At 72.4% G+C, this 19853-nt stretch carries 19 protein-coding genes; 15 read left to right on the top strand and 4 right to left on the bottom strand.

Annotation, left to right across the window (positions count from 1 at the left end):
• The first annotated feature begins 7 nt into the window (after positions 1-7).
• The 4 genes from ACWD0A_RS31760 to ACWD0A_RS31745 are packed head-to-tail and all read left to right on the top strand — an operon-like array spanning position 8 to position 3094.
• Positions 8-502 (top strand): hypothetical protein, encoded by a 495-nt coding sequence (locus ACWD0A_RS31760; protein ID WP_451303747.1) that lies wholly within the window; start codon positions 8-10, stop codon positions 500-502.
• The gene (locus ACWD0A_RS31755) at positions 499-1395 is read left to right on the top strand and encodes a serine hydrolase domain-containing protein (RefSeq protein WP_451303745.1); all 897 of its coding nucleotides are present in this window, start codon (positions 499-501) and stop codon (positions 1393-1395) included. The genes ACWD0A_RS31760 and ACWD0A_RS31755 overlap by 4 nt, the downstream gene beginning before the upstream one ends.
• Positions 1392-2843: a phytoene desaturase family protein gene (locus tag ACWD0A_RS31750; RefSeq protein ID WP_451303743.1), complete on the top strand. Its 1452-nt coding sequence runs from the start codon at positions 1392-1394 to the stop codon at positions 2841-2843. The genes ACWD0A_RS31755 and ACWD0A_RS31750 overlap by 4 nt, the downstream gene beginning before the upstream one ends.
• The gene (locus tag ACWD0A_RS31745) at positions 2840-3094 is read left to right on the top strand and encodes a hypothetical protein (protein ID WP_307714396.1); all 255 of its coding nucleotides are present in this window, start codon (positions 2840-2842) and stop codon (positions 3092-3094) included. The genes ACWD0A_RS31750 and ACWD0A_RS31745 overlap by 4 nt, the downstream gene beginning before the upstream one ends.
• 3 nt (positions 3095-3097) lie before the next feature.
• Here the strand turns inward: ACWD0A_RS31745 and ACWD0A_RS31740 are convergent, their stop codons facing one another.
• Both ACWD0A_RS31740 and ACWD0A_RS31735 read right to left on the bottom strand, forming a co-directional pair.
• Positions 3098-4072 (bottom strand): helix-turn-helix transcriptional regulator, encoded by a 975-nt coding sequence (locus ACWD0A_RS31740; RefSeq protein ID WP_451303741.1) that lies wholly within the window; start codon positions 4070-4072, stop codon positions 3098-3100.
• A 277-nt stretch (positions 4073-4349) separates the two neighbouring features.
• Entirely contained in the window at positions 4350-5306 is a 957-nt protein-coding gene (locus tag ACWD0A_RS31735; protein ID WP_451303739.1) for a helix-turn-helix transcriptional regulator, read from the bottom strand.
• Between the two features lie 201 nt (positions 5307-5507).
• Between ACWD0A_RS31735 and ACWD0A_RS31730 the strand changes: the two genes are divergently transcribed.
• Positions 5508-5663, top strand: coding sequence for a hypothetical protein (locus ACWD0A_RS31730; RefSeq protein WP_451303737.1), 156 nt, complete (start codon positions 5508-5510; stop codon positions 5661-5663).
• The gene (locus tag ACWD0A_RS31725) at positions 5660-5977 is read left to right on the top strand and encodes a Rieske (2Fe-2S) protein (protein WP_177149720.1); all 318 of its coding nucleotides are present in this window, start codon (positions 5660-5662) and stop codon (positions 5975-5977) included. The genes ACWD0A_RS31730 and ACWD0A_RS31725 overlap by 4 nt, the downstream gene beginning before the upstream one ends.
• Before the next feature lie 130 nt (positions 5978-6107).
• Here ACWD0A_RS31725 and ACWD0A_RS31720 read toward each other — a convergent pair whose 3' ends face one another.
• Positions 6108-6521: a pyridoxamine 5'-phosphate oxidase family protein gene (locus ACWD0A_RS31720; protein ID WP_451303735.1), complete on the bottom strand. Its 414-nt coding sequence runs from the start codon at positions 6519-6521 to the stop codon at positions 6108-6110.
• 120 nt (positions 6522-6641) lie between these two features.
• On the opposite strand from ACWD0A_RS31720, the gene clpB reads away from it, so the two are divergent.
• Positions 6642-9245 (top strand): ATP-dependent chaperone ClpB, encoded by a 2604-nt coding sequence (gene clpB, locus ACWD0A_RS31715; protein WP_451303733.1) that lies wholly within the window; start codon positions 6642-6644, stop codon positions 9243-9245.
• A 338-nt stretch (positions 9246-9583) separates the two neighbouring features.
• On the top strand, positions 9584-10129 hold the full coding sequence (locus ACWD0A_RS31710) for a YbjN domain-containing protein (RefSeq protein ID WP_451303731.1): 546 nt from the start codon (positions 9584-9586) through the stop codon (positions 10127-10129).
• Positions 10130-10207: 78 nt separating this feature from the next.
• Here the strand turns inward: ACWD0A_RS31710 and ACWD0A_RS31705 are convergent, their stop codons facing one another.
• Positions 10208-11395, bottom strand: coding sequence for a pyridoxal phosphate-dependent aminotransferase (locus ACWD0A_RS31705; protein WP_451303729.1), 1188 nt, complete (start codon positions 11393-11395; stop codon positions 10208-10210).
• An 815-nt stretch (positions 11396-12210) separates the two neighbouring features.
• Between ACWD0A_RS31705 and ACWD0A_RS31700 the strand changes: the two genes are divergently transcribed.
• From ACWD0A_RS31700 to ACWD0A_RS31670, 7 genes are all read left to right on the top strand, one after another.
• A complete protein-coding gene (locus ACWD0A_RS31700; RefSeq protein WP_451303727.1) occupies positions 12211-12771 on the top strand; it encodes a DUF2617 family protein in 561 nt (186 codons plus the stop codon).
• A 53-nt stretch (positions 12772-12824) separates the two neighbouring features.
• On the top strand, positions 12825-14429 hold the full coding sequence (locus tag ACWD0A_RS31695) for a polyamine aminopropyltransferase (protein ID WP_451303725.1): 1605 nt from the start codon (positions 12825-12827) through the stop codon (positions 14427-14429).
• A 121-nt stretch (positions 14430-14550) separates the two neighbouring features.
• Complete coding sequence (locus ACWD0A_RS31690; RefSeq protein WP_451303723.1) at positions 14551-15492, top strand: SRPBCC domain-containing protein; 942 nt, start codon at positions 14551-14553, stop codon at positions 15490-15492.
• Positions 15493-15511: 19 nt separating this feature from the next.
• Complete coding sequence (locus ACWD0A_RS31685; RefSeq protein WP_451303721.1) at positions 15512-16306, top strand: aldose epimerase family protein; 795 nt, start codon at positions 15512-15514, stop codon at positions 16304-16306.
• A 10-nt stretch (positions 16307-16316) separates the two neighbouring features.
• Positions 16317-16856: an orotate phosphoribosyltransferase gene (pyrE, locus tag ACWD0A_RS31680; protein ID WP_177149711.1), complete on the top strand. Its 540-nt coding sequence runs from the start codon at positions 16317-16319 to the stop codon at positions 16854-16856.
• A 188-nt stretch (positions 16857-17044) separates the two neighbouring features.
• Positions 17045-18067: a class II fructose-bisphosphate aldolase gene (gene fbaA / locus ACWD0A_RS31675; RefSeq protein ID WP_177149710.1), complete on the top strand. Its 1023-nt coding sequence runs from the start codon at positions 17045-17047 to the stop codon at positions 18065-18067.
• A gap of 198 nt (positions 18068-18265) precedes the next feature.
• Positions 18266-19717: an MFS transporter gene (locus ACWD0A_RS31670; protein ID WP_451303719.1), complete on the top strand. Its 1452-nt coding sequence runs from the start codon at positions 18266-18268 to the stop codon at positions 19715-19717.
• Positions 19718-19853: the final 136 nt, after the last annotated feature.

Here is a 19853-nt window from a genome sequence, read left to right as displayed (position 1 = left end):
GTCAACTGTGGCGATGGTCGGACTGTTCTGGATCACCGAGGACGCGGTGTACGTGGGCGCCCCGCCGGGCACCGAGGGCCGTGGTGTCCGGCTGACGGAGCAGGGCGTGGAGGCCGCGGCGGCCGGCGGCCACCGGGCCTGGACATGGGCGGAGCTGCGCTCGGCGACGGTCGAGGGCGCCCCGGTGCGCAGCGCTTCCCGCCGCCGGCTGGCGCTGGCCGTGGAGACCGTCCTCACGGCGGCGCTGGGCGGCGCCGGTGAACCGCCGGAGATGCTGCTGCGGCTCGAGACCGCCCACGGCGCCGAGGAGCTGGCCGTCCATTCGGCGGCCGCCGGTGCGTACGCCGAGGAGGAGTTCGCCCTCTCCCAGGATCTGCTCGCCCGGTTCGTCGACGGCACCGCGTCCCCCCGGACGCTCACGGCATGGGGCAGGGTCGCCGGCGATACGACCCCGAAGCCGACCGAGCGCCTGGCGCTGCTGCGGAAGTGGACCGGCGCATGAGGCGGTTGCTGCGTCCCGCGCCGGTGTGCGCGATCACCGGAACCGGACCCGTACGGGCCGAGCACGGCCACGACCCGGACGCGTACGTGGAGATCGGATCCCTCACCAAGGCGCTCACCGGAACCCTGCTGGCGCGGCTCGCCGACGCCGGCCGGCTCGACCCCGACGACCGGCTGACCGCATGGCTTCCGGCCGTTCCCGCCGGATCGGAGATCACGCTCCGGCAGTTGGCGGACCACACCTCGGGTCTGCCCCGCCTGCATCCGCTGCCGTCGTCGACCGACCCCCGCGACCCGTACGCCACCCTCGACGCCGAGGAGTTCGACAGGGTCCTGCGGCGGCTCGACGCGATCGCGGCGCGGAAACCGGGCGCGGGCGAGGAGTACTCCAACCTCGGCTACGCCGTCCTCGGCGCCGCCCTGGAGGCGGCCGGGGGCGGCACGTACGAGGAACTGCTGCGCGCGCACGTGCTCACGCCGCTCGGCGTCGACGACGTCACCGCCCGGCCGCCCGCCGACCGGACGCTGACCGCCCGCGGCCCGTTCGGGCGGCCCCGCACCCCCTGGACCATGACCGGTCCGATCCTGCCCGCCGGCGGCCTGTGGGCGACCCCGCGGGCCGTGGCGCGCCTCGTGCAGGGCCTGCTGGTGGACGGGGCGCTGGGCGAACCCGCGGTGTCCTGGCAGAGCGCGGGCGAGCTGCGCTGGCACAACGGGGCGACGCGGGACGCCTCCGTCTTCGCGGGGGCCTTCCCCGGCACCACCACCTGGGCGGTCGTGCACCGGCTCGGCGGCCGGCCCGCCGGGACGGACCGGGCGGGGCTGAAGCTGCTCGCCGAGGCGAAGAAGGCCCCGCAGGGCCGGGGAACCCCCGAGAGGCCGGCGGGCGGATGACGGACGTCGACGTCGCTGTCGTCGGCAGCGGCCCCAACGGACTCGCCGCCGCGGTCACCATGGCCCGCGCCGGTCTGCGCGTCGAACTCCGTGAACGCGCCGACGACATCGGCGGCGGACTGCGCACCGCCTCGCTCTTCGACAGCGAGGTCGTGCACGACATCTGCTCCGCGGTGCACCCCATGGCCGCCGCCTCGCGGTTCTTCCGCGAGTTCGGCCTCGCCGCCCGCGGGGTGGAACTCCTCCAGCCCGCGATCAGCTACGCCCATCCCCTCGACGGGCGGCCCGCCGCGCTCGCCCACCGCGACCTCGCGACCACCTGCGCCGGACTCGGCGCCGACGGCGCACGGTGGCGCAGGCTCATGGAACCCCTGGTCGCGCACAGCACCGGCGTCGTCGACTTCATGCTGTCCGGGCAGCGTTCCCGGCCCGACGGCCTCGCCGCCCCGGCCCTGCTGGCGCCGCGCGTGCTGCGCCACGGCAGCCCCTTCCACGGGTTCGCGACCGAGGAGGCGGCCGCGCTGCTCACCGGTGTGGCCTCGCACGCGGTCGGGCGGCTGCCCAGCCTCGCCTCCGGTGCGACAGCCCTGCTGCTCGGACACCTCGGCCACAGCACGGGCTGGCCGCTGCCGAGGGGAGGCAGCGCCGCCATCGCCCGCGCACTCGCCGACGACCTCGTGGCGCACGGCGGCCGCATCCGCACCGGAGCGCCCGTCGCCGACCTCCGGGAGCTGAAAGGCGCACGGACCGTCCTGCTGGACGTGGCGCCGAAGGGATTCCTCGCGCTCGCCGGGGACAGGCTGCCGGACCGCTACGCGCGGGCCCTGGCGCGCTTCCGGTACGGCCCCGGCGCGGCGAAGGCGGACTTCCTGGTCTCCGCGCCGATCCCCTGGCGCGACCCGGACATCGGCTGCGCGGGCACGGTCCACCTGGGCGGCAGCCGCGCCACGATCCTGCGGCAGGAGACGCTCGCGGCGCGCGGCGTCCCGACCGCCGAACCGTTCGTCATGCTCGTCGATCCCGCCGTCACCGACCCGGGGCGGGAGGTGCGGGGCAGGCGGCCGGTCTGGGCGTACGCGCACGTGCCCAACGGCGACACGCGTGACCCGCTGCCGATGATCCGGGCCGCGATCGAGCGGCACGCCCCCGGCTTCACGGACACGGTCCTGGCCGAACGGGCCGTCACCGCCGCGGGGTTCGAGGCGTACAACCCGAACTACGTGGGCGGCGACATCCTGTCGGGAGCCATCAGCCTCAGGCAGTCGCTGCTGCGTCCCGTGTCCCGGCTCGACCCCTACCGGACACCCCTGCGCGGGGTGTACCTGTGCTCGGCGTCCACGCCACCCGGCCCCAGCGTGCACGGCATGTCGGGGTACTGGGCGGCGCGTTCCGCCCTGCGGCGCGAGTTCGGCATCCGTACGGCTCCGGTTCTCGGCCCAGCGTCATGAGCGGCGGGAACGGCGGCCACGAGGCGGAGATCCGTGTCGTGCGCCGGGCCGCGGACGCGCCCGCCGCGCCCCTGACGGTGATCCGCCTGCTGGCCCTGCTGCCGCCGGAATGGCCCTGCGCCACGCGTGTCTCCGCGGACCGGATCACGCTGTGGCTCGGGGCCGGTCCGGACGCGGCGCGCGCGGCGGTGGCCGGGGCGCTGCGGGACCGCGCGCTGCGCGGATGGTCGCTGCCGGACCCTCACGGGTGAGGTTCAGATCCAGCCACGCTCACGGGCCAGCAGGGCGGCCTGCGGCCGGCCCGCCGCGCCGAGCAGTTGCATCAGGTCGGCCACATGGCGCCGGTAGGTGCGGACGGAGATGCCCAGCTCGCGGGCGCCGATCTCGTCCTTGCTGACCCGGCACATCGATTCCAGGACGCGTTGTTCCAGCTCGGTCGGGTGATCCGGGCCGTCGCCGCCCTGGTCGTGCGGCGGCAGGCGCTCCGCCTGGCTCCAGATCTTCTCGAACAGGGCGAGCACGTTGGCGACGAGCCCGTCCTCACGGGCGAGCAGCGCGCCGCGCGTGGTGTCGTCGGGGTCCGCGGGCACCAGGGCGGTGCTGCGGTCGTAGACGAGGATGCGCTCGGTGACGGTCTGCGCGACCCGGATCTGCGCGCCCTGCGAGGCCAGTTCGCGCAGGTAGCCGGCGGTGGGCGGGTGGTCGAGCGCCGTGCGCGGCACGACGCTGCGGATCCGCACGCCGCGCCGCAGGCAGCGCTGGTCGAGGGGACGGGCGTGCGCGATGTTCTCGGGCGTCAGCTCGGCGTACGGCTCGACCGAGAGGATCTCCTCGCGGGCGAAGAAGGCGAGGTCGTCGATCCGGGCGCGGATCCGCTCGACGTCCGCCAGCCGCTCGACGCGCGCTGCGCAGACGCCGTTGCTGGGCTGCTCCTGCCGCAGCTCGGCGACGAGGTGCCGGGCCTGGGTGACCCGGGCCAGCTCCCTGTGGAGCTCCCGCAGACGCAGGTCGGTGAGGCGCTCCACGGTGGTCTCCGGGTCCGCGGAGGCCAGCGCGTTCGGTCCGGTGCGGTTCAGCACCCCCAGCGCGCACAGGCGGTGCACGCCCGCGCGCACTTCGTGCCGGTCCAGGCCCAGCAGTGTGTGGATCTCGTCGTCGGAGGTGTCCGGATTCCTCAGGAAGTGCCGGTACACGGCCTCTTCAGGAGCGGAGAGCCCCAGCCCGGACATGTCTGATCCCATTGCGTCGCCCCCGGTCATCCGCCGCCCCGACCGGCCCTGCGCGCGCCGGGCAGGATGGTCGGTCCCGCCCTGGCACGAGGCCGTTCCGGCTGATGACCTGGAGTCTAACCCGCGGCGGTGACAGGCGGGTTCGGTGCGCGGTCCGCCAAGTGCCCAGCGCCCTCGCGGCGTGCGGGCAGGGGGTGCGCCTCGCGGCTCCTCTTCGTGGAGTGCAACAACATGGCCGTGGCGCGGGACGCCTGCCGGGGTACAGGGGTGGCGGTGCCTAGTCGCCGCTGCCCTCGGGCGGCAACTCCTCCTCCAGGATGCCTGACTGGGCGATGAGGAAGCCCAGTTGGGCGCGGCTTCCACTGCCGAGTGCGGCGGCGAGCTTGGCGATATGGGCGCGGCAGGTGCGGACGTTCATGCCGAGCCGGCGGGCGATGGCCTCGTCGACGTGGCCCTCGACCAGGAGTTTCGCGATGGAGCGCTGGACGCCGGTGATGCCGTCCACCGCGGGCGGATATGGCATCTGCTGCGTGAGCGGTATCGCGCGGCACCACAACTGCTCGAACACCTGGGCCAGATAGTGGACGAGGCCGGGGTGGCGGAGCTCCAGCGCTATCTGCCGATCGGAGCGGGCCGGGATGTAGGCCACGGTCCGGTCGAAGATGATCAGACGCTCGATGAGTTCTTCGAGGGTGCGGATCTCGACCTTGGCGTCGGCCAGCCTCTCCGCGTACGCGAGTGTGCCCTGGCTGTGGCGGACGGTGTGCTGGTACAGCGTCCGCATGCTGATGCCCCGTTCGACGACGGACTTCCCCCGCTCCAGCGCCTCGCTCAGCACGTGCTCGCTCCGCCCGCCGCCGGGCTGGACGGTGAGCACCTCGGTGTGGCATTCCATGGTGGCCAGATCGAGCGCGGCGTTGATGCGGCTGACCCCCTCCAGGACCGTGATGGCGTGCGTGGCCAAGGGGTCCTGGGCGCTGATGTTCATGAACGGCTCGAAAGAATCGGTCAGTTCGACCGCGAGGTGCCGCCGCTCCTGAATCTCTCGTTCGATGGGGTACAGGCGTTGCGCGAGCGCCGCCGACGGCGGAACTGGGCGAAGCCACTCCGGGGAGTCGGGGTCCGGGTGCAGCAGTGCGAATTCGACGAGGCAGGGAGCGATCGCCGCTTCGGTGCGGGAGATGCGTCCGGAGCGCAGTGCGCTGGCGTAAAGGCGCTTTCCTTCCTCGCACATTTCGGTTACGCCATGGGGATGTGCCCGACTTGTGTCGATTGTGTTCAAATCTCCACCCCCCAGGGTCCTGAACGTGCAAGAACATGATGCATCGCTTCTGTGGCATTCGCGTCCCCGGGTGAGGCATCGTCGGGAGGGCGGGGGAGAGGAATCCATCAAGTGAGGACGAAGCCGACTATGTACAGGAGAACGCTTCGCTCGGTGCTTGCCACTGCCTTCTCTGCAGTCCTGCTCTACGGCGCGATGGGCGCCGGCGACATCGGGTGGGACAGCACACCCACGGGGGTCAGTTCTGGTCTCGTGCAGGCGGATGGCGACATCGGCTGGGATATCGCGCCGACGAAGGCGGAAGCATGACCATACCCCCGGACGACAGGGTCTTCCGACGGGAGATGGCGACGGCATATCGCTCCGGGTGGCACTTCATCGACCTCGTCACGGCTATCCCCCACCGTGGCGACTCGTTGATGGTCACCCTGTTCGGAGAGCCCATCGTCGTCGCCCGCGAAGAGGACGAGGACGTCCGCGCCTACCGGTGCCTGCGACGGCCGCGGGGAGCCCCGCAGCCCGTCCGCTGCGCCATCCGGTACGGCATGATCTTCGTCAACCTCGACGCGCGTGATCACCAGCTCGTCGAACCGGACACCACCGCCACCCCCCGCAGTGCCTGAGCGATTCCCCCGTCGTTTCAAATCGCTTAGGTGCTTCCCCCACACAGCGGCGCCATCGTGGACCTGAAACACGATGGCGCCGTTGTGCTGCCCGGAGACCCTTCCGCGGGACGCTCCGGTGCGCGGCCGGCTACGCCCGGCCCATCGCGCGGGTCAGCGCGATCTCGATGACGACGCGGTCCGGGTTGGGCGTCGGCGTACGCCCGTACCGCTCCGCGTAGCGGCTCACCGCGTCGGCGACGACCTCCGGCTCCGTGCGGATCGTCGCGACGCCCTCCAGCGTCGCCCAGCGGCCCTTGTCCACCTGGCACACCGCGACCCGTGCGCCCTCCGGGCCGGCGGCCAGCACGTTGGCGACCTTGTGGCTGTGCTTGTTGGTGATCACCCGTGCCAGCCCGCGTGTCCCGCCCTCGGGGTCGTACGTCACTCCCACCGCCACGACGTGCGGCGTGCCGTCCGGGCGCGGGGTGGTCAGGGTGCACATGTGGTACTCGCGCCAGAAGCCGAGGTACGACGCGCCGGGGTTGCGGGGATCGATGGCCATGGGGCGGAACCTACCTCCGCGGGCTGTCCGTCAACACCCTGAGTGGAATAGACTCAACTTTGTGCAGGTTGACTCAGTCATAGCTGGGAAGAGGCCATCAGCAAGGAGGAGAGAGGGCACGTGGACGCCGAGCTGACCAACAAGAGCCGTGACGCGATCAACGCGGCGAGCAACCGGGCCGTACAGGACGGGCACGCCGACCTGACCGCGGCACACCTGCTGCTCGCCCTCCTGGCGGGCCAGGAGAACGAGAACATCACCGACCTGCTGGCCGCCGTCGACGCCGACCAGGCCGCCGTCCGGTCCGGGGCCGAGCGCCTCCTCGCGTCGCTGCCGAGCGTCACGGGCTCCACCGTCGCGCCGCCGCAGCCCAACCGCGAGCTGCTCGCCGTCATCGCCGACGCCGGCCGGCGCGCCAAGGAGCTGGGCGACGACTATGTCTCCACCGAGCACCTTCTCATCGGCATCGCCGCCAAGGGCGGGCAGGCCGGAGAAGTGCTGTCCGGACAGGGTGCCACGGACAGGAAGCTGCTGGACGCGTTCGAGAAGGCAAGAGGAGGGCGCCGGGTGACCACGCCCGACCCCGAGGGTCAGTACAAGGCGCTGGAGAAGTTCGGCACGGACTTCACCGCGGCCGCCCGCGAGGGCAAGCTCGACCCGGTCATCGGCCGGGACCAGGAGATCCGCCGCGTCGTGCAGGTGCTGTCGCGGCGCACCAAGAACAACCCCGTGCTCATCGGCGAGCCCGGCGTCGGCAAGACCGCCGTCGTCGAGGGCCTGGCCCAGCGCATCGTCAAGGGCGACGTGCCCGAGTCGCTGCGCGACAAGCGGCTCGTCGCGCTCGACCTCGGCGCGATGGTCGCGGGCGCGAAGTACCGCGGTGAGTTCGAGGAGCGGCTGAAGACCGTGCTGTCCGAGATCAAGGACAGCGACGGGCAGATCATCACCTTCATCGACGAGCTGCACACCGTCGTCGGCGCCGGCGCAGGCGGCGACTCCGCGATGGACGCCGGCAACATGCTCAAGCCCATGCTCGCCCGCGGCGAGCTGCGCATGGTCGGCGCCACCACCCTCGACGAGTACCGCGAGCGGATCGAGAAGGACCCGGCGCTGGAGCGGCGCTTCCAGCAGGTGCTGGTCGCCGAGCCGACGGTCGAGGACACCGTCGCGATCCTGCGCGGCCTCAAGGGCCGCTACGAGGCCCACCACAAGGTGCAGATCAACGACTCCGCGCTGGTGGCCGCCGCCACCCTCTCCGACCGGTACATCACCTCCCGCTTCCTGCCCGACAAGGCCATCGACCTCGTCGACGAGGCCGCCTCCCGGCTGCGCATGGAGATCGACTCCTCGCCCGTGGAGATCGACGAACTGCAGCGCGCCGTCGACCGGTTGCGCATGGAGGAGCTGGCGCTGAGGAACGAGTCGGACCCCGCCTCCAAGCAGCGCCTGGAGAAGCTGCGCCGCGACCTCGCCGACCGGGAGGAGGAGCTGCGCGGGCTGACCGCACGCTGGGAGAAGGAGAAGCAGGGCCTCAACCGCGTCGGTGAGCTCAAGGAGCGGCTGGACGATCTGCGTGGCCAGGCCGAGCGCGCCCAGCGCGACGGCGACTTCGACACCGCGTCCAAGCTGCTCTACGGGGAGATCCCCGCCCTGGAGCGCGACCTGGAGGCCGCGTCCGAGGCCGAGGAGGAGGCGTCCAAGGACACGATGGTCAAGGAGGAGGTCGGCCCGGACGACATCGCGGACGTGGTCGGCTCCTGGACCGGCATCCCGGCGGGCCGTCTCCTGGAGGGCGAGACGCAGAAGCTGCTGCGCATGGAGGAGGAACTGGGGCGGCGGCTGATCGGCCAGGGCGAGGCGGTGCGGGCCGTGTCCGACGCGGTCCGGCGTACGCGCGCGGGCATCGCCGACCCGGACCGCCCGACGGGCTCGTTCCTCTTCCTCGGCCCCACCGGTGTGGGCAAGACCGAGCTGGCGAAGGCGCTCGCCGACTTCCTCTTCGACGACGAGCGGGCGATGGTCCGCATCGACATGTCGGAGTACGGCGAGAAGCACAGCGTCGCCCGCCTCGTCGGCGCGCCGCCCGGCTACATCGGCTACGAGGAGGGCGGCCAGCTCACCGAGGCAGTGCGCCGCCGCCCCTACAGCGTGGTGCTGCTGGACGAGGTGGAGAAGGCCCACCCCGAGGTCTTCGACATCCTGCTCCAGGTCCTCGACGACGGACGGCTGACGGACGGGCAGGGGCGGACGGTGGACTTCCGCAACACCATCCTCATCCTGACGTCCAACCTGGGAAGTCAGTACCTGGTCGATCCGCTGACCGGTGCCGAGCAGAAGAAGCAGCAGGTGCTGGAGGTGGTGCGGGCCACCTTCAAGCCGGAGTTCCTCAACCGCCTCGACGACCTGGTGGTCTTCTCGGCCCTGTCGAAGGACGAGCTGGCACGCATCGCGCGGCTCCAGATCGAGCGGCTGGCCCGCCGCCTCGCCGAGCGCAGGCTCACGCTCGAGGTCACCCCGGCGGCGCTGCAATGGCTCGCCGACGAGGGCAACGACCCGGCTTACGGCGCCCGCCCGCTGCGCCGACTGGTCCAGACGTCGATCGGCGACCGCCTCGCGAAGGAGATCCTCGCGGGGGAGGTCAAGGAGGGCGACACGGTGCGGGTGGACCGTTTCGGCGACGAGCTGATCGTGGGGGCGGCGACGGCGGGGGACGGCGCGGAGTAAGGGAGCGGGGCGCCCCTCGGCGGAGGCCTGAAACCGCCGGGCCCGCCCGTGCGCCTCGTCTCCGCTGCGGCCTCGCGGCCGTGGGGGCGCGGGGCGTCCCCACCCGCCGGCGCCCCCTCCCGCAGGAGCGATATGCGGCTCCGCCGGGTGGGGGCTCGCCCCAGGCGCACGGGCGGGCGCGGGCTCCCCACGGCCGCACAGGCCGTAGGGGGAGATCGGGGCGCGGGGGCGGAGCCCCCCGGGGGGATCAGCTGGCAGCGGATCGGGTGTGGCGGGGCTTGCCACGCACGGGCGGGGATGGGAGAGGATGGCGGCATCCGTACGAAGGGAAATACACGGTGACCATCGATCCGTCCTCGATTCCGAATTTCGGGGGCCAGCCCCAGCCCCAGGCCGCAGGACCGGCGGGCCCCGTCGTTCCCGACCAGGACCTGGTCAAGCAGCTGCTCGAGCAGATGGAGCTGAAGTACGTCGTCGACGACGAGGGCGACCTCGCGGCGCCGTGGGAGGACTTCCGCACGTACTTCATGTTCCGCGGCGAGAACGAGCAGCAGGTCTTCTCGGTGCGCACCTTCTACGACCGTCCGCACGCGGTCGAGGACCGGGCGCGGCTCCTCGACACCATCGACGACTGGAACCGCCGCACCCTGTGGCCGAAGGTCTACACGCACCTGCACGAGGAAGAGGAGACGAAGGAGCAGTCCCTCCGCCTCATCGGTGAGGCGCAGATGCTCATCGGCACCGGCGTCAGCCTGGAGCACTTCGTGTCGTCCACGGTCAGCTGGGTGCGCGCGTCGATCGAGTTCGACCGCTTCATCGTCGACCAGTTGGGTCTGGAGAAGGCCGAGGACGCCGGCGAGGAGAAGCCGGCCGACGACGCCTGACGCATCGGCGCCTGACGCATCACGCGTACGCGAGGGCCCGGCGGGAGACCGCCGGGCCCTCGTACGTACCGGCGTTCCTCAGACGGCCAGGGACTTCAGCCGCGTGACCGCGTCCTCGAGGACCTCCCTGCGCTTGCAGAACGCGAACCGCACGAACGGGGCGCCCTGCTCGCGGTGGTCGTAGAAGACCGCGTTCGGGATGGCGACGACCCCGCACCGCTCGGGCAGCGACCGGCAGAACGCGAAGCCGTCCGCGTCGCCGAGCGGGCGGATGTCGGTCGTCACGAAGTACGTCCCGGCCGGCCGGTACACCGTGAAACCTGCGGCCGCGAGCCCCGCGCCCAGCAGATCGCGCTTGGCGCGCAGATCGGCGCGCAGGCCGTCGAAGTACGTGTCCGGAAGCCGCAGCGCCTCCGCGACCGCGTACTGGAAGGGCCCCGCCGACACGTATGTCAGGAACTGCTTCGCCGAGCGGACGGCGCTCACCAGCTCGGGTGCGGCCGTCACCCAGCCGACCTTCCAGCCGGTGAACGAGAACGTCTTGCCCGCGCTCGAGATCGTGACCGTGCGCCCGCGCATCCCGGGGAAGGACGCGAGCGGCACGTGCTCGCCGTCGAAGACGAGGTGCTCGTACACCTCGTCGGTCACCACCAGCAGGTCCCGTTCCACGGCGAGGGCCGCGATCGCCGCGAGCTCGTCGCGGGTCAGGACCGTGCCGGTGGGGTTGTGCGGCGTGTTGAGCAGGATCAGCCGGGTGCGGGGGGTCACCGCGTCCCGCAGCTCGTCGAGGTCGAGCCGGTAGGCCCCCTCCTGCGGGCGCAGGGTCACCGGCACCCGCGTACCGCCCGCCATGGCGATGCACGCGGCGTACGAGTCGTAGTACGGCTCCAGCGCGATCACCTCGTCGCCCGGCTCCACCAGGGCGAGCAGCGCGGCAGCGATCGCCTCGGTGGCGCCCGCGGTGACCAGGACCTCGGTGTCGGGGTCGTGGACGAGCCCGTAGCGGCGGAGCTGGTGGTCGGCGACCGCCGTGCGCAGCTCGGGGATGCCGGGGCCGGGCGGGTACTGGTTGCCGCGTCCGTCGCGCAGCGCCCGGACCGCCGCCTCCCTGACCTCCTCGGGACCGTCGGTGTCGGGGAAGCCCTGTCCGAGGTTGATCGACCCGGTCCGGGCCGCCAGCGCGGACATCTCGGCGAAGATCGTGGTGCCGAACGCCGCCAGCCTGCGGTTCAGCAGCGGTCGTGATCCGGGTTCGCGTCCTGTCATGGGCGCCATCCTGGGCCGAACCTCTGGACTTGCTCAAGTCTGCTTTGGGTCCGGGAGGCCGAGGGCATCCCCCTGTCACGCAGGTGAGCGTCACAGGAACACGACCAGAGGAAGCGGTCGCGCAGCGTCGCGGGGGACTCTCCCCAGAGCCTTCGGCCTGGGAGGTACCCCCACCGGGGGAATGCGAAGGACGGTGGGTGTGATGGTGATTTTCGGTGCTGTGGTCGTCGGGCTGGTGGTGGTCGTGGCACTTGTGCTGGCCGTGTCCGCCGGCCGGAGCGCGGCGAGGACCGGCAGCGGCCGGAGGCGCCGGAGCGGCGGCGGGTCGAGCAGCTGGTGGGCGGGTGACGGCGGCAGCTCGTCCTCCTCCTCCTGCGGCGGCTCCTCCTCGTGCGGCAGCTCCTCGTCCTCGTGCGGCGGCGGGGGTGGATGTGGCGGAGGCAGCTGACACGGGGCAGCTGGTCCGCGACCGGTGAAGGTGCCCGGCGGGTGAACTCCCGCCGGGCGCCTTCGCGTTGGTCCCTCTTCGCACAAGTGCCCAGGATGAGGCGGCACTTCACGTGCCCCACGGGCCCTGTCATTCGTTGAACACGTGAACCGCCTGGCCCCCTAGGGGATGGAAACCATGCCAAGTTGGGTAAAAACGCTGTGGTTGTCGCGTAATTCGTGATTCCCTCACTGTGGAACCTGTTGGAACCATCCAGCCCTCGGACCTTCTGTGGACCCGAGCAGGCCACCCCCATGTCGTGCGCCCCGTCTCCGGGGCGTCAGGTCCACGTGTCCACCCGCCGAAGCGCGTATGCGGAGCCGACCCCATGCTCACGACCATCGATACCGCCTACACCGACACCCGTGCCGACGACCTCGCCTGGGCGCTCGGCCGGGAGCCGCTGCCCGCCCTTGCCGTCCTCGACCTCGAACTATCCGGTTCCAGGCTTCAGTTGAGACTCCTCGGGGCGTCCCACCAGGTGCTGCTGGACCAGGAGGACGGCTCGTGCTCGGAGACCGTCGCCTGCATCCCGGGCAGCAGCACGCCGCTGCCCCTCGGCGTGGCCAAGCGGCTGGGCGACTGGGAGTACGAGTTCGCCGCCCGGGTCGAGACGCTGTCGGAGCAGTCGTTCGCGGTCCGGGCCCAGGAGCTGCTGGCGCTGGTGGCCGACCATCCCCATGGCCTCGCGGGCACCTTTCCCGGCTCGCCGCACGCCTTCACCGCCATGCTGGCCCAGCGCGTCGAGGACCAGGTGCGCTGGCGCACCTGGCACGCGTACCCGCAGGAGAGCCGCTTGGTGGTCACGCGTACGCGGGTCGGCGTGCTGCAGCACCACGGGCTCCAGAGCCGGCGGGCGGAGCGCCGCCCGGACCGGGCGGCCCTGTAGTCAACCCCTGTGGGTGACAGGTCGGATGTGGACTGTGACGTAGCGTGGCGGGGATGATCGGCCGGCAGCGCACCTCCCCGCCCCGCAACGCGGTGGCGCCGCCCGTGAGCCCCGCCGCCGGGCGCGGTCTCGTGCTGGCGGCGGCCTTCGTCTGCGCGGCGTGCGGGCTGGTGTACGAGCTCGAACTCGTCGCGCTCGCCTCGTACCTGACCGGCGACTCGGTCACCCAGGCGTCCGTCGTGCTGTCCGTCATGGTCTTCGCGATGGGTGTGGGCTCGCTGCTCGCCAAACGGCTGCGCTGCCGGGCCGTGGTCGGCTTCGGGGTGCTGGAGGCGGTGCTCGCGCTCGTCGGCGGCGCGTCCGCGATGGTGCTGTACGCGTCCTTCGCCTGGGCGGGCGGGTCCCGCGTCGCGCTCGTGGCGTTCTCCCTGGCCATCGGGGTGCTCATCGGCGCCGAGATGCCCCTGCTGATGACGCTCATCCAGCGTGTCTCGCGACGGGACGCGGAGGGCACCGTCGCCGATCTGTTCGCCGCCGACTACGTGGGCGCGCTGGTGGGCGGACTCGCCTTCCCGTTTCTGCTGCTGCCCTGGCTCGGCGAACTCACGGGCGCGCTGGCGACCGGCGCGGTCAACGCCGTGGCGGGCGCCGTGCTCGTGCTGTGGCTGTTCCGGGCGGAGATGTCGGCGCGCTGGCGGCTACGGCTGCTCGTGCTGAACGGGGTGGTGCTTGCGCTGCTCGCCCTGGCGACAGCCCTCGTCGGCGACTTCGAGCGCGCCGCGCGCCGCGCGGTCTACGGCGACCAGGTGCGGGTCGCCGTGCACACCGGCGTGCAGGAGGTCGTCCTCACCGGCCGGCCGTCCCAGGCGCCCGACCTGTACCTCGACGGGTGGCTGAAGGTGCGCGGCCGCGACGAGCACCGCTACCACGAAGCGCTCGTCCACCCGGCCATGAACGGGCGGCACGAGCGTGTGCTGATCCTCGGCGGCGGCGACGGCCTCGCCGCGCGCGAGGCGCTCGGATACGGGGACGTCGGCTCGGTGACCATCGTCGAACTGGACGCCGGGCTCGTAGGCCTCGCCCGCACCGATCCCGCCCTCGCCGCGCTCAACCGCCATGTCTACGACGACCCGAGGCTGCGTGTGGTCACCGCGGACGCCTTCTCCTGGCTGCGCGGCGCGCAGCGGGGGCAGTACGACGTGATCGTCTCGGACCTCCCCGACCCCGGCATCACCGCCGGCACCAAGCTGTACTCGCTGGAGTTCTACGGTCTCGCCCGCCGGGTCCTCGCACCGGGCGGGCGCCTGGCCGTCCACGCGGGGCCCGCCGCCCGGCCGCACACGTACTGGACGGTCGACGCGACGCTGCGGGCTGCCGGTTTCTCCACCACCGCGTACCTGAACGGTTATCCGGGGCGGGGAAGAGGCCACGCGGACACGGGCCCCGACCGGTTTCGGAACAGCACCGCGACAGCGCCCCAGAGGGGCTTCCTGCTCGCCTCGGCGGATGGCGCCCCGCGGCTCGTGCTGGACCGCGGCGTGCCGCCGCTGCGCTCGCCGCTCGCCGCCGAACTCGCCGCCTACGGGCGGGCGGCCGAGCGCACCCGCGTGCCGGGCCTCGAACCGTCGAACCTGGTACGCCCCCGATACGTCCGCTGAGATCACCGGCGGGGGCCGGCTGTCGGAAGGGCGCCCCGTGAGGCCCCGCACGCAGGGCTGCGCCGACGAACCGGCGCGCGAAGGCAGACGCGGCGGGCCCGGCTGAGTAGGCTCGGCTTCCATGGAGCATGAGGTGTTCGTACCCGTTCCGGCTGAGACCCTCCGCCAGGTGCTGCGGGATCCCTCCCGGGTGGCCCGCTGCGTTCCCGGGCTCCAACAGGACGCCGACCGGGCGGCGGGGCCGCTGACCGGCAGACTCAAGGTCCGGGTCGGCAGCCACACCATCACCTACCGCGGCGCCCTGCACCTCGTGGAGCAGGAGGGCGCCTTCGTGGCCGAGGGCGACGGCGCGGAGGCGCGCGGCAGCGGCTCGGTGAAGATCGTGCTGACGGTACGCCCGGAGCCGACCGACGGAGGTACGACGCTGACGTTCAGCGGTTCGTCGACGGCCGACGGCCGGCTCGCGGCCCTCGGGGCGTCCGCGCGGACGACGGCCGCCCACCGCCTTCTGGACCGGTTCGCCGAGGCGCTCGCGGTCGCGGCCTCCGACGGCGCGAGCGCGTCGCCCGAGGACGCGTCCGACGACGCCCTGGACGCGGACGCGTCCTCCGAGCAGCCCGCCGAGCCGGACTCCGCCCAGCCCGGCGCTCCCTCCGTCCTCGACGGGCCGGTGCCCCCGCCGTCGCTCGGACAGGATGCCGACGACGAGTTCGCCGACCTCGATGCGCCGGCCGCCGGCCTCGATGCCTCCGACGCCGCTGCGGTCTCCGCCGACGACGTGGACGACGCGGACGACCTCGACGACCTCGATGACCTGGACGGTCTGGAGGAGTTGTCGGAGCTCCCCGCGGAGCCCGCCGCCGAGGCGGCCCACGCGCGGCGCACCATGATCGGCCGGAGCGCCGAGGAGGTCGACCACGCGCCCCCGCGCGGCCGTTACGCGCCGACCCCGGGTCCGGACGCGTCCGGCTCCGGCGCCGCCCTGCGGTGGATCGCGCCCGCCGCGGCGCTCGCGCTCGCCTCCGCGGTCGTCGTCGGCCGTGTGCTGCGCCGCCGCAAGTAGCGCGGGCTAGTGTCGTCGTGTGAGTAGCGAAGAGAGCGTCCGGCTGGGCGCCGGCGACGTCGAGTTGACCGTGCATCCGGAGAACGGCTGCCGCATCGGAAGCCTGCGCATCGGCGGCACCGAGGTGCTGCGCCAGGGGGAGCGGTACGGCTCGTTCCCCATGGTCCCCTGGTGCGGCCGCACCAGGGACGGGCAGTTCCGCAACGGGGACGTCGTCCACCAACTCCCGCTCAACGCGGCTCCGCACGCCATCCACGGCACCGGCCGCGACACCGCCTGGCGCACCGCGACGGCGGGCAAGAGCGAGGCCGCGTTCACCTACGATCTCGCCGAGCCCTGGCCGTACACCGGCAGGGTCACGCAGACCTTCGAGCTGACGGCTGAGTCGCTGACCCTCGCGATGGGGGTGGAGACGTACGGGACGTCCTTCCCCGCCCAGGCCGGCTGGCACCCCTGGTTCCTGCGCAACCTCGGTAGCGGCGAGGACGTACGGATCGACTTCGCACCGGCGTGGCAGGAGGAGCGCGGCGAGGACCACCTGCCGACGGGACGCCGTGTCGACCCGCTGCCCGGACCGTGGGACGACTGCTTCGGCATGCCCGACGGGCTGTCGGTCACCCTGACGTGGCCGGAGCAGCTGGAGCTGACGGTCGCGAGCCGCGCCGAGTGGGTGGTGATCTACGACGAGCAGGCCGAGGCCGTCTGCGTGGAGCCGCAGTCCGGCCCTCCGAACGGTCTGAACACCCACCCCGAACTCGTGACCCCGATCGAGCCGCTGGAGGTCACGACGACCTGGACCTGGCGGCGGCTTTAAGCTCATGGGCATGACTGACGTACGCGCTGAGCTGCTCCAGCAGATCAAGGACAAGGCCGTGGTGCACGGCAAGGTGACCCTCTCCTCGGGCATCGAGGCCGACTGGTACATCGATCTGCGCCGGATCACGCTCGACGGCGAGGCCGCGCCGATGGTCGGCCAGGTCATGCTGGACGCCACCGCCCACCTCGACTACGACTGCGTCGGCGGTCTGACGCTGGGCGCCGACCCGGTGGCGACGTCGATGCTGCACGCCTCGGCCGCCCGCGGCGGGCGGCTCGACGCCTATGTCGTCCGCAAGGCGGGCAAGGCGCACGGCATGCAGCGCCGGATCGAGGGCACGGACGTGAAGGGCCGGCGCTGCCTCGTCGTCGAGGACGTCTCCACCACCGGCGGCTCCCCGCTCACCGCCGTCGAGGCGGTACGGGAGGCGGGCGGCGAGGTCGTCGGCGTCGCCGTGATCGTCGAGCGTGGTGCCGCCCCGAAGATCGCCGAGGCGGGCCTGCCCTACGTCAACGCGTACTCGCTCGAAGAGCTCGGTCTCGCCTGAGGTCATCCTGACCTGCGCTGATGCCGATGGGCGTCCTGTTTCACGTGAAACAGGACGCCCTTGGCGCATCCTGGCGCGGCGGGCTCTGTGGACCCGGGCGGAGAGTCTGGAAAGATAGGCCGCGACGATGACGTCGCCCCCAGGTCAGGGCCAGCACCACATACCCGCACATCACAAGGAGCGGACACATGCCCATCGCGACTCCCGAGGTCTACAACGAGATGCTCGACCGGGCGAAGGCAGGCAAGTTCGCCTACCCGGCCATCAACGTGACTTCGTCGCAGACCCTGCACGCCGCCCTGCGTGGCTTCGCCGAGGCCGAGAGCGACGGCATCATCCAGATTTCCACCGGCGGCGCTGAGTTCCTGGGCGGCCAGCACAACAAGGACATGGTCACCGGCGCCGTCGCCCTGGCCGAGTTCGCGCACATCGTCGCCGCGAAGTACGACATCACCGTCGCGCTGCACACGGACCACTGCCCGAAGGACAAGCTGGACGGCTACGTACGTCCGCTGCTCGACATCTCCGCCGAGCGTGTGAAGGCCGGCCGCAACCCGCTCTTCCAGTCGCACATGTGGGACGGCTCCGCCGAGACCCTCGCCGACAACCTGGCCATCGGCCAGGAGCTGCTGGCGCAGGCCGCCGCCGCCAAGATCATCCTCGAGGTCGAGATCACCCCGACCGGTGGCGAGGAGGACGGCGTCTCGCACGAGATCAACGACGAGCTGTACACCACGGTCGAGGACGCGCTGCGCACCGCCGAGGCCCTCGGCCTGGGCGAGAAGGGCCGCTACCTGCTGGCCGCCTCCTTCGGTAACGTGCACGGCGTCTACAAGCCGGGCAACGTCGTCCTCCGTCCCGAGCTGCTCAAGGACCTCCAGCAGGGCGTCGGCGAGAAGTACGGCAAGACCGCGCCGTTCGACTTCGTCTTCCACGGCGGCTCCGGCTCGACGGCCGAGGAGATCAGCACCGCGCTGGAGAACGGCGTCGTGAAGATGAACCTCGACACCGACACCCAGTACGCCTTCACGCGTCCGGTCGCGGCCCACATGTTCCAGAACTACGACGGCGTCCTGAAGGTCGACGGCGAGGTCGGCAACAAGAAGACCTACGACCCGCGCACCTGGGGCAAGCTGGCCGAGGCGGGCATGGCCGCCCGTGTGGTCGAGGCCTGTGCGGCCCTGCGCTCCACCGGCACCAAGATCAAGTAATGCCGTGCGGAGGGCCCGGCACCGCGTCGCGGTGCCGGGCCCTCCTGCTGCGTCCCTCGTCGGTGTCCCTGGCGTGCGGTCTCAGCGCCCCGTCGCGGACGAATACGGCGGCCGGAGCCGGGCGCACCTCGCCTACCTCCTGGGAAAGTCGGCCGTCCTCGACTAGCCCGAAGGTGCGGGGGCCGGGAGGATGCCCCTATGGACATCAGGCTGTCCTCGGCCCAGGGGCGCTGGGTGGTCCTCACGACCGTCCTCGGTTCCGGGATGGCGCTGCTCGACTCGACCGTCGTCAACGTGGCCCTGCCCCGGATCGGCCGGGACCTCGACGCCGACCTGGCCGTCCTGCAGTGGACCGTCAACGCGTACATGCTCACGCTCGCCGGTCTCATCCTCCTCGGGGGAGCGCTCGGCGACCGCTACGGCCGGCGGCGGATCTTCGTGCTCGGCGTCGTCTGGTTCGCCATCGGCTCGCTGCTGTGCGGACTGGCTCCGAACGGCGGCATCCTGGTCGCGGCCCGGGCCTTGCAGGGCGTCGGCGGTGCGCTGCTCACCCCGGGGTCGCTCGCCCTGATCCAGGCGAGCTTCCATCCGGACGACCGGGCCCGCGCGGTCGGGCTGTGGTCGGGGCTCGGCGGCGTCGGCGCGGCGGTCGGACCGTTCGTCGGCGGCTGGCTCGTGGACGGGCCCGGCTGGCGCTGGGTCTTCCTGCTCAACGTGCCGCTGGCCGCGCTGTGCGTGCCCGTGGCGCTGCGGCACGTCCCCGAGTCGCGCGATCTTCGGGCGGCCGGCCGTTTCGACGTCCTGGGCGCGGTGCTGGGCGCGGCGGCGCTGGGCCTGGTGACATACGCGCTCATCGACGCGACGGTGTGGCCCGGGCTCGTGGGCGTGCTGGTGGGGGTGGCCTTCGTCCTGGTCGAGCGGCGGCGGCCCGAGCCGATGCTGCCGCTGTCCGTCTTCGCGATCCGGCAGTTCACCGCGGTCAACCTGGTGACGCTGTGCGTGTACGCGGCATTCGGCGGCTTCTTCTTCCTCGTCGCGCTCCAGCTGCAGGTCGTCGCGGGCTACTCGGCGCTCGGCGCCGGTACGGCGCTGCTGCCGACCACCGTGCTGATGCTCCTGCTGTCGGCGAAGTCAGGGGAACTGGGGGAACGGATCGGGCCGCGCATCCCGCTGACCGTCGGGCCGCTGCTGTGCGCCGCCGGGACGATGCTGATGCTCCGGGTCGGCGAGGACGCCTCGTACGTCGTGGACGTGCTGCCCGCCATGGTCGTGATGGGCATGGGCATGGTGACCCTGGTGGCACCGCTGACCGCGACCGTCCTGGCGTCCGTGGACACCGCGCGGGCCGGGATCGCGAGCGGCATCAACAACGCGGCGGCCCGCGCGGCGGGTCTCATCGCGGTGGCGGCGCTGCCGCTGCTGGCGGGGATGGGGCCGGAGGCGTACCGCTCGGCGGCGGAGTTCGGGGAGACGTTCCGGCGTGCCATTCCGATGTGCGCCGGGGTGCTGGTGGCGGGCGCCGTGATCGCCTGGGCGACGGTCAGGGCGCCGGCGCCGGCGGAGGAGCACACGCACCCGGAGTGCCGGATGAACTGCGGGGTGTCGGCGCCGCCGCTGGAGCCGTCCCGTGAGGAGCAGCCTGACGCGTGACGCCCCGGTTTGCTCGGGGCCCGGCCCCGCGCTGCCGTCGGGGCGCTGCCGACGCACCGCGTCGGGGCGCTGCCCCGAACCCCGCGCCTCAATCGCCGGCGGGCCGGGTTGCTCGGGGCCGGTGCCCCGAGCCGCC

It is taken from the genome of Streptomyces sp. NPDC002867 (assembly GCF_053591895.1).
The sequence above is the reverse complement of the archived record's forward strand: the minus strand, read 5'-3'. Positions and strand labels throughout refer to the sequence as shown.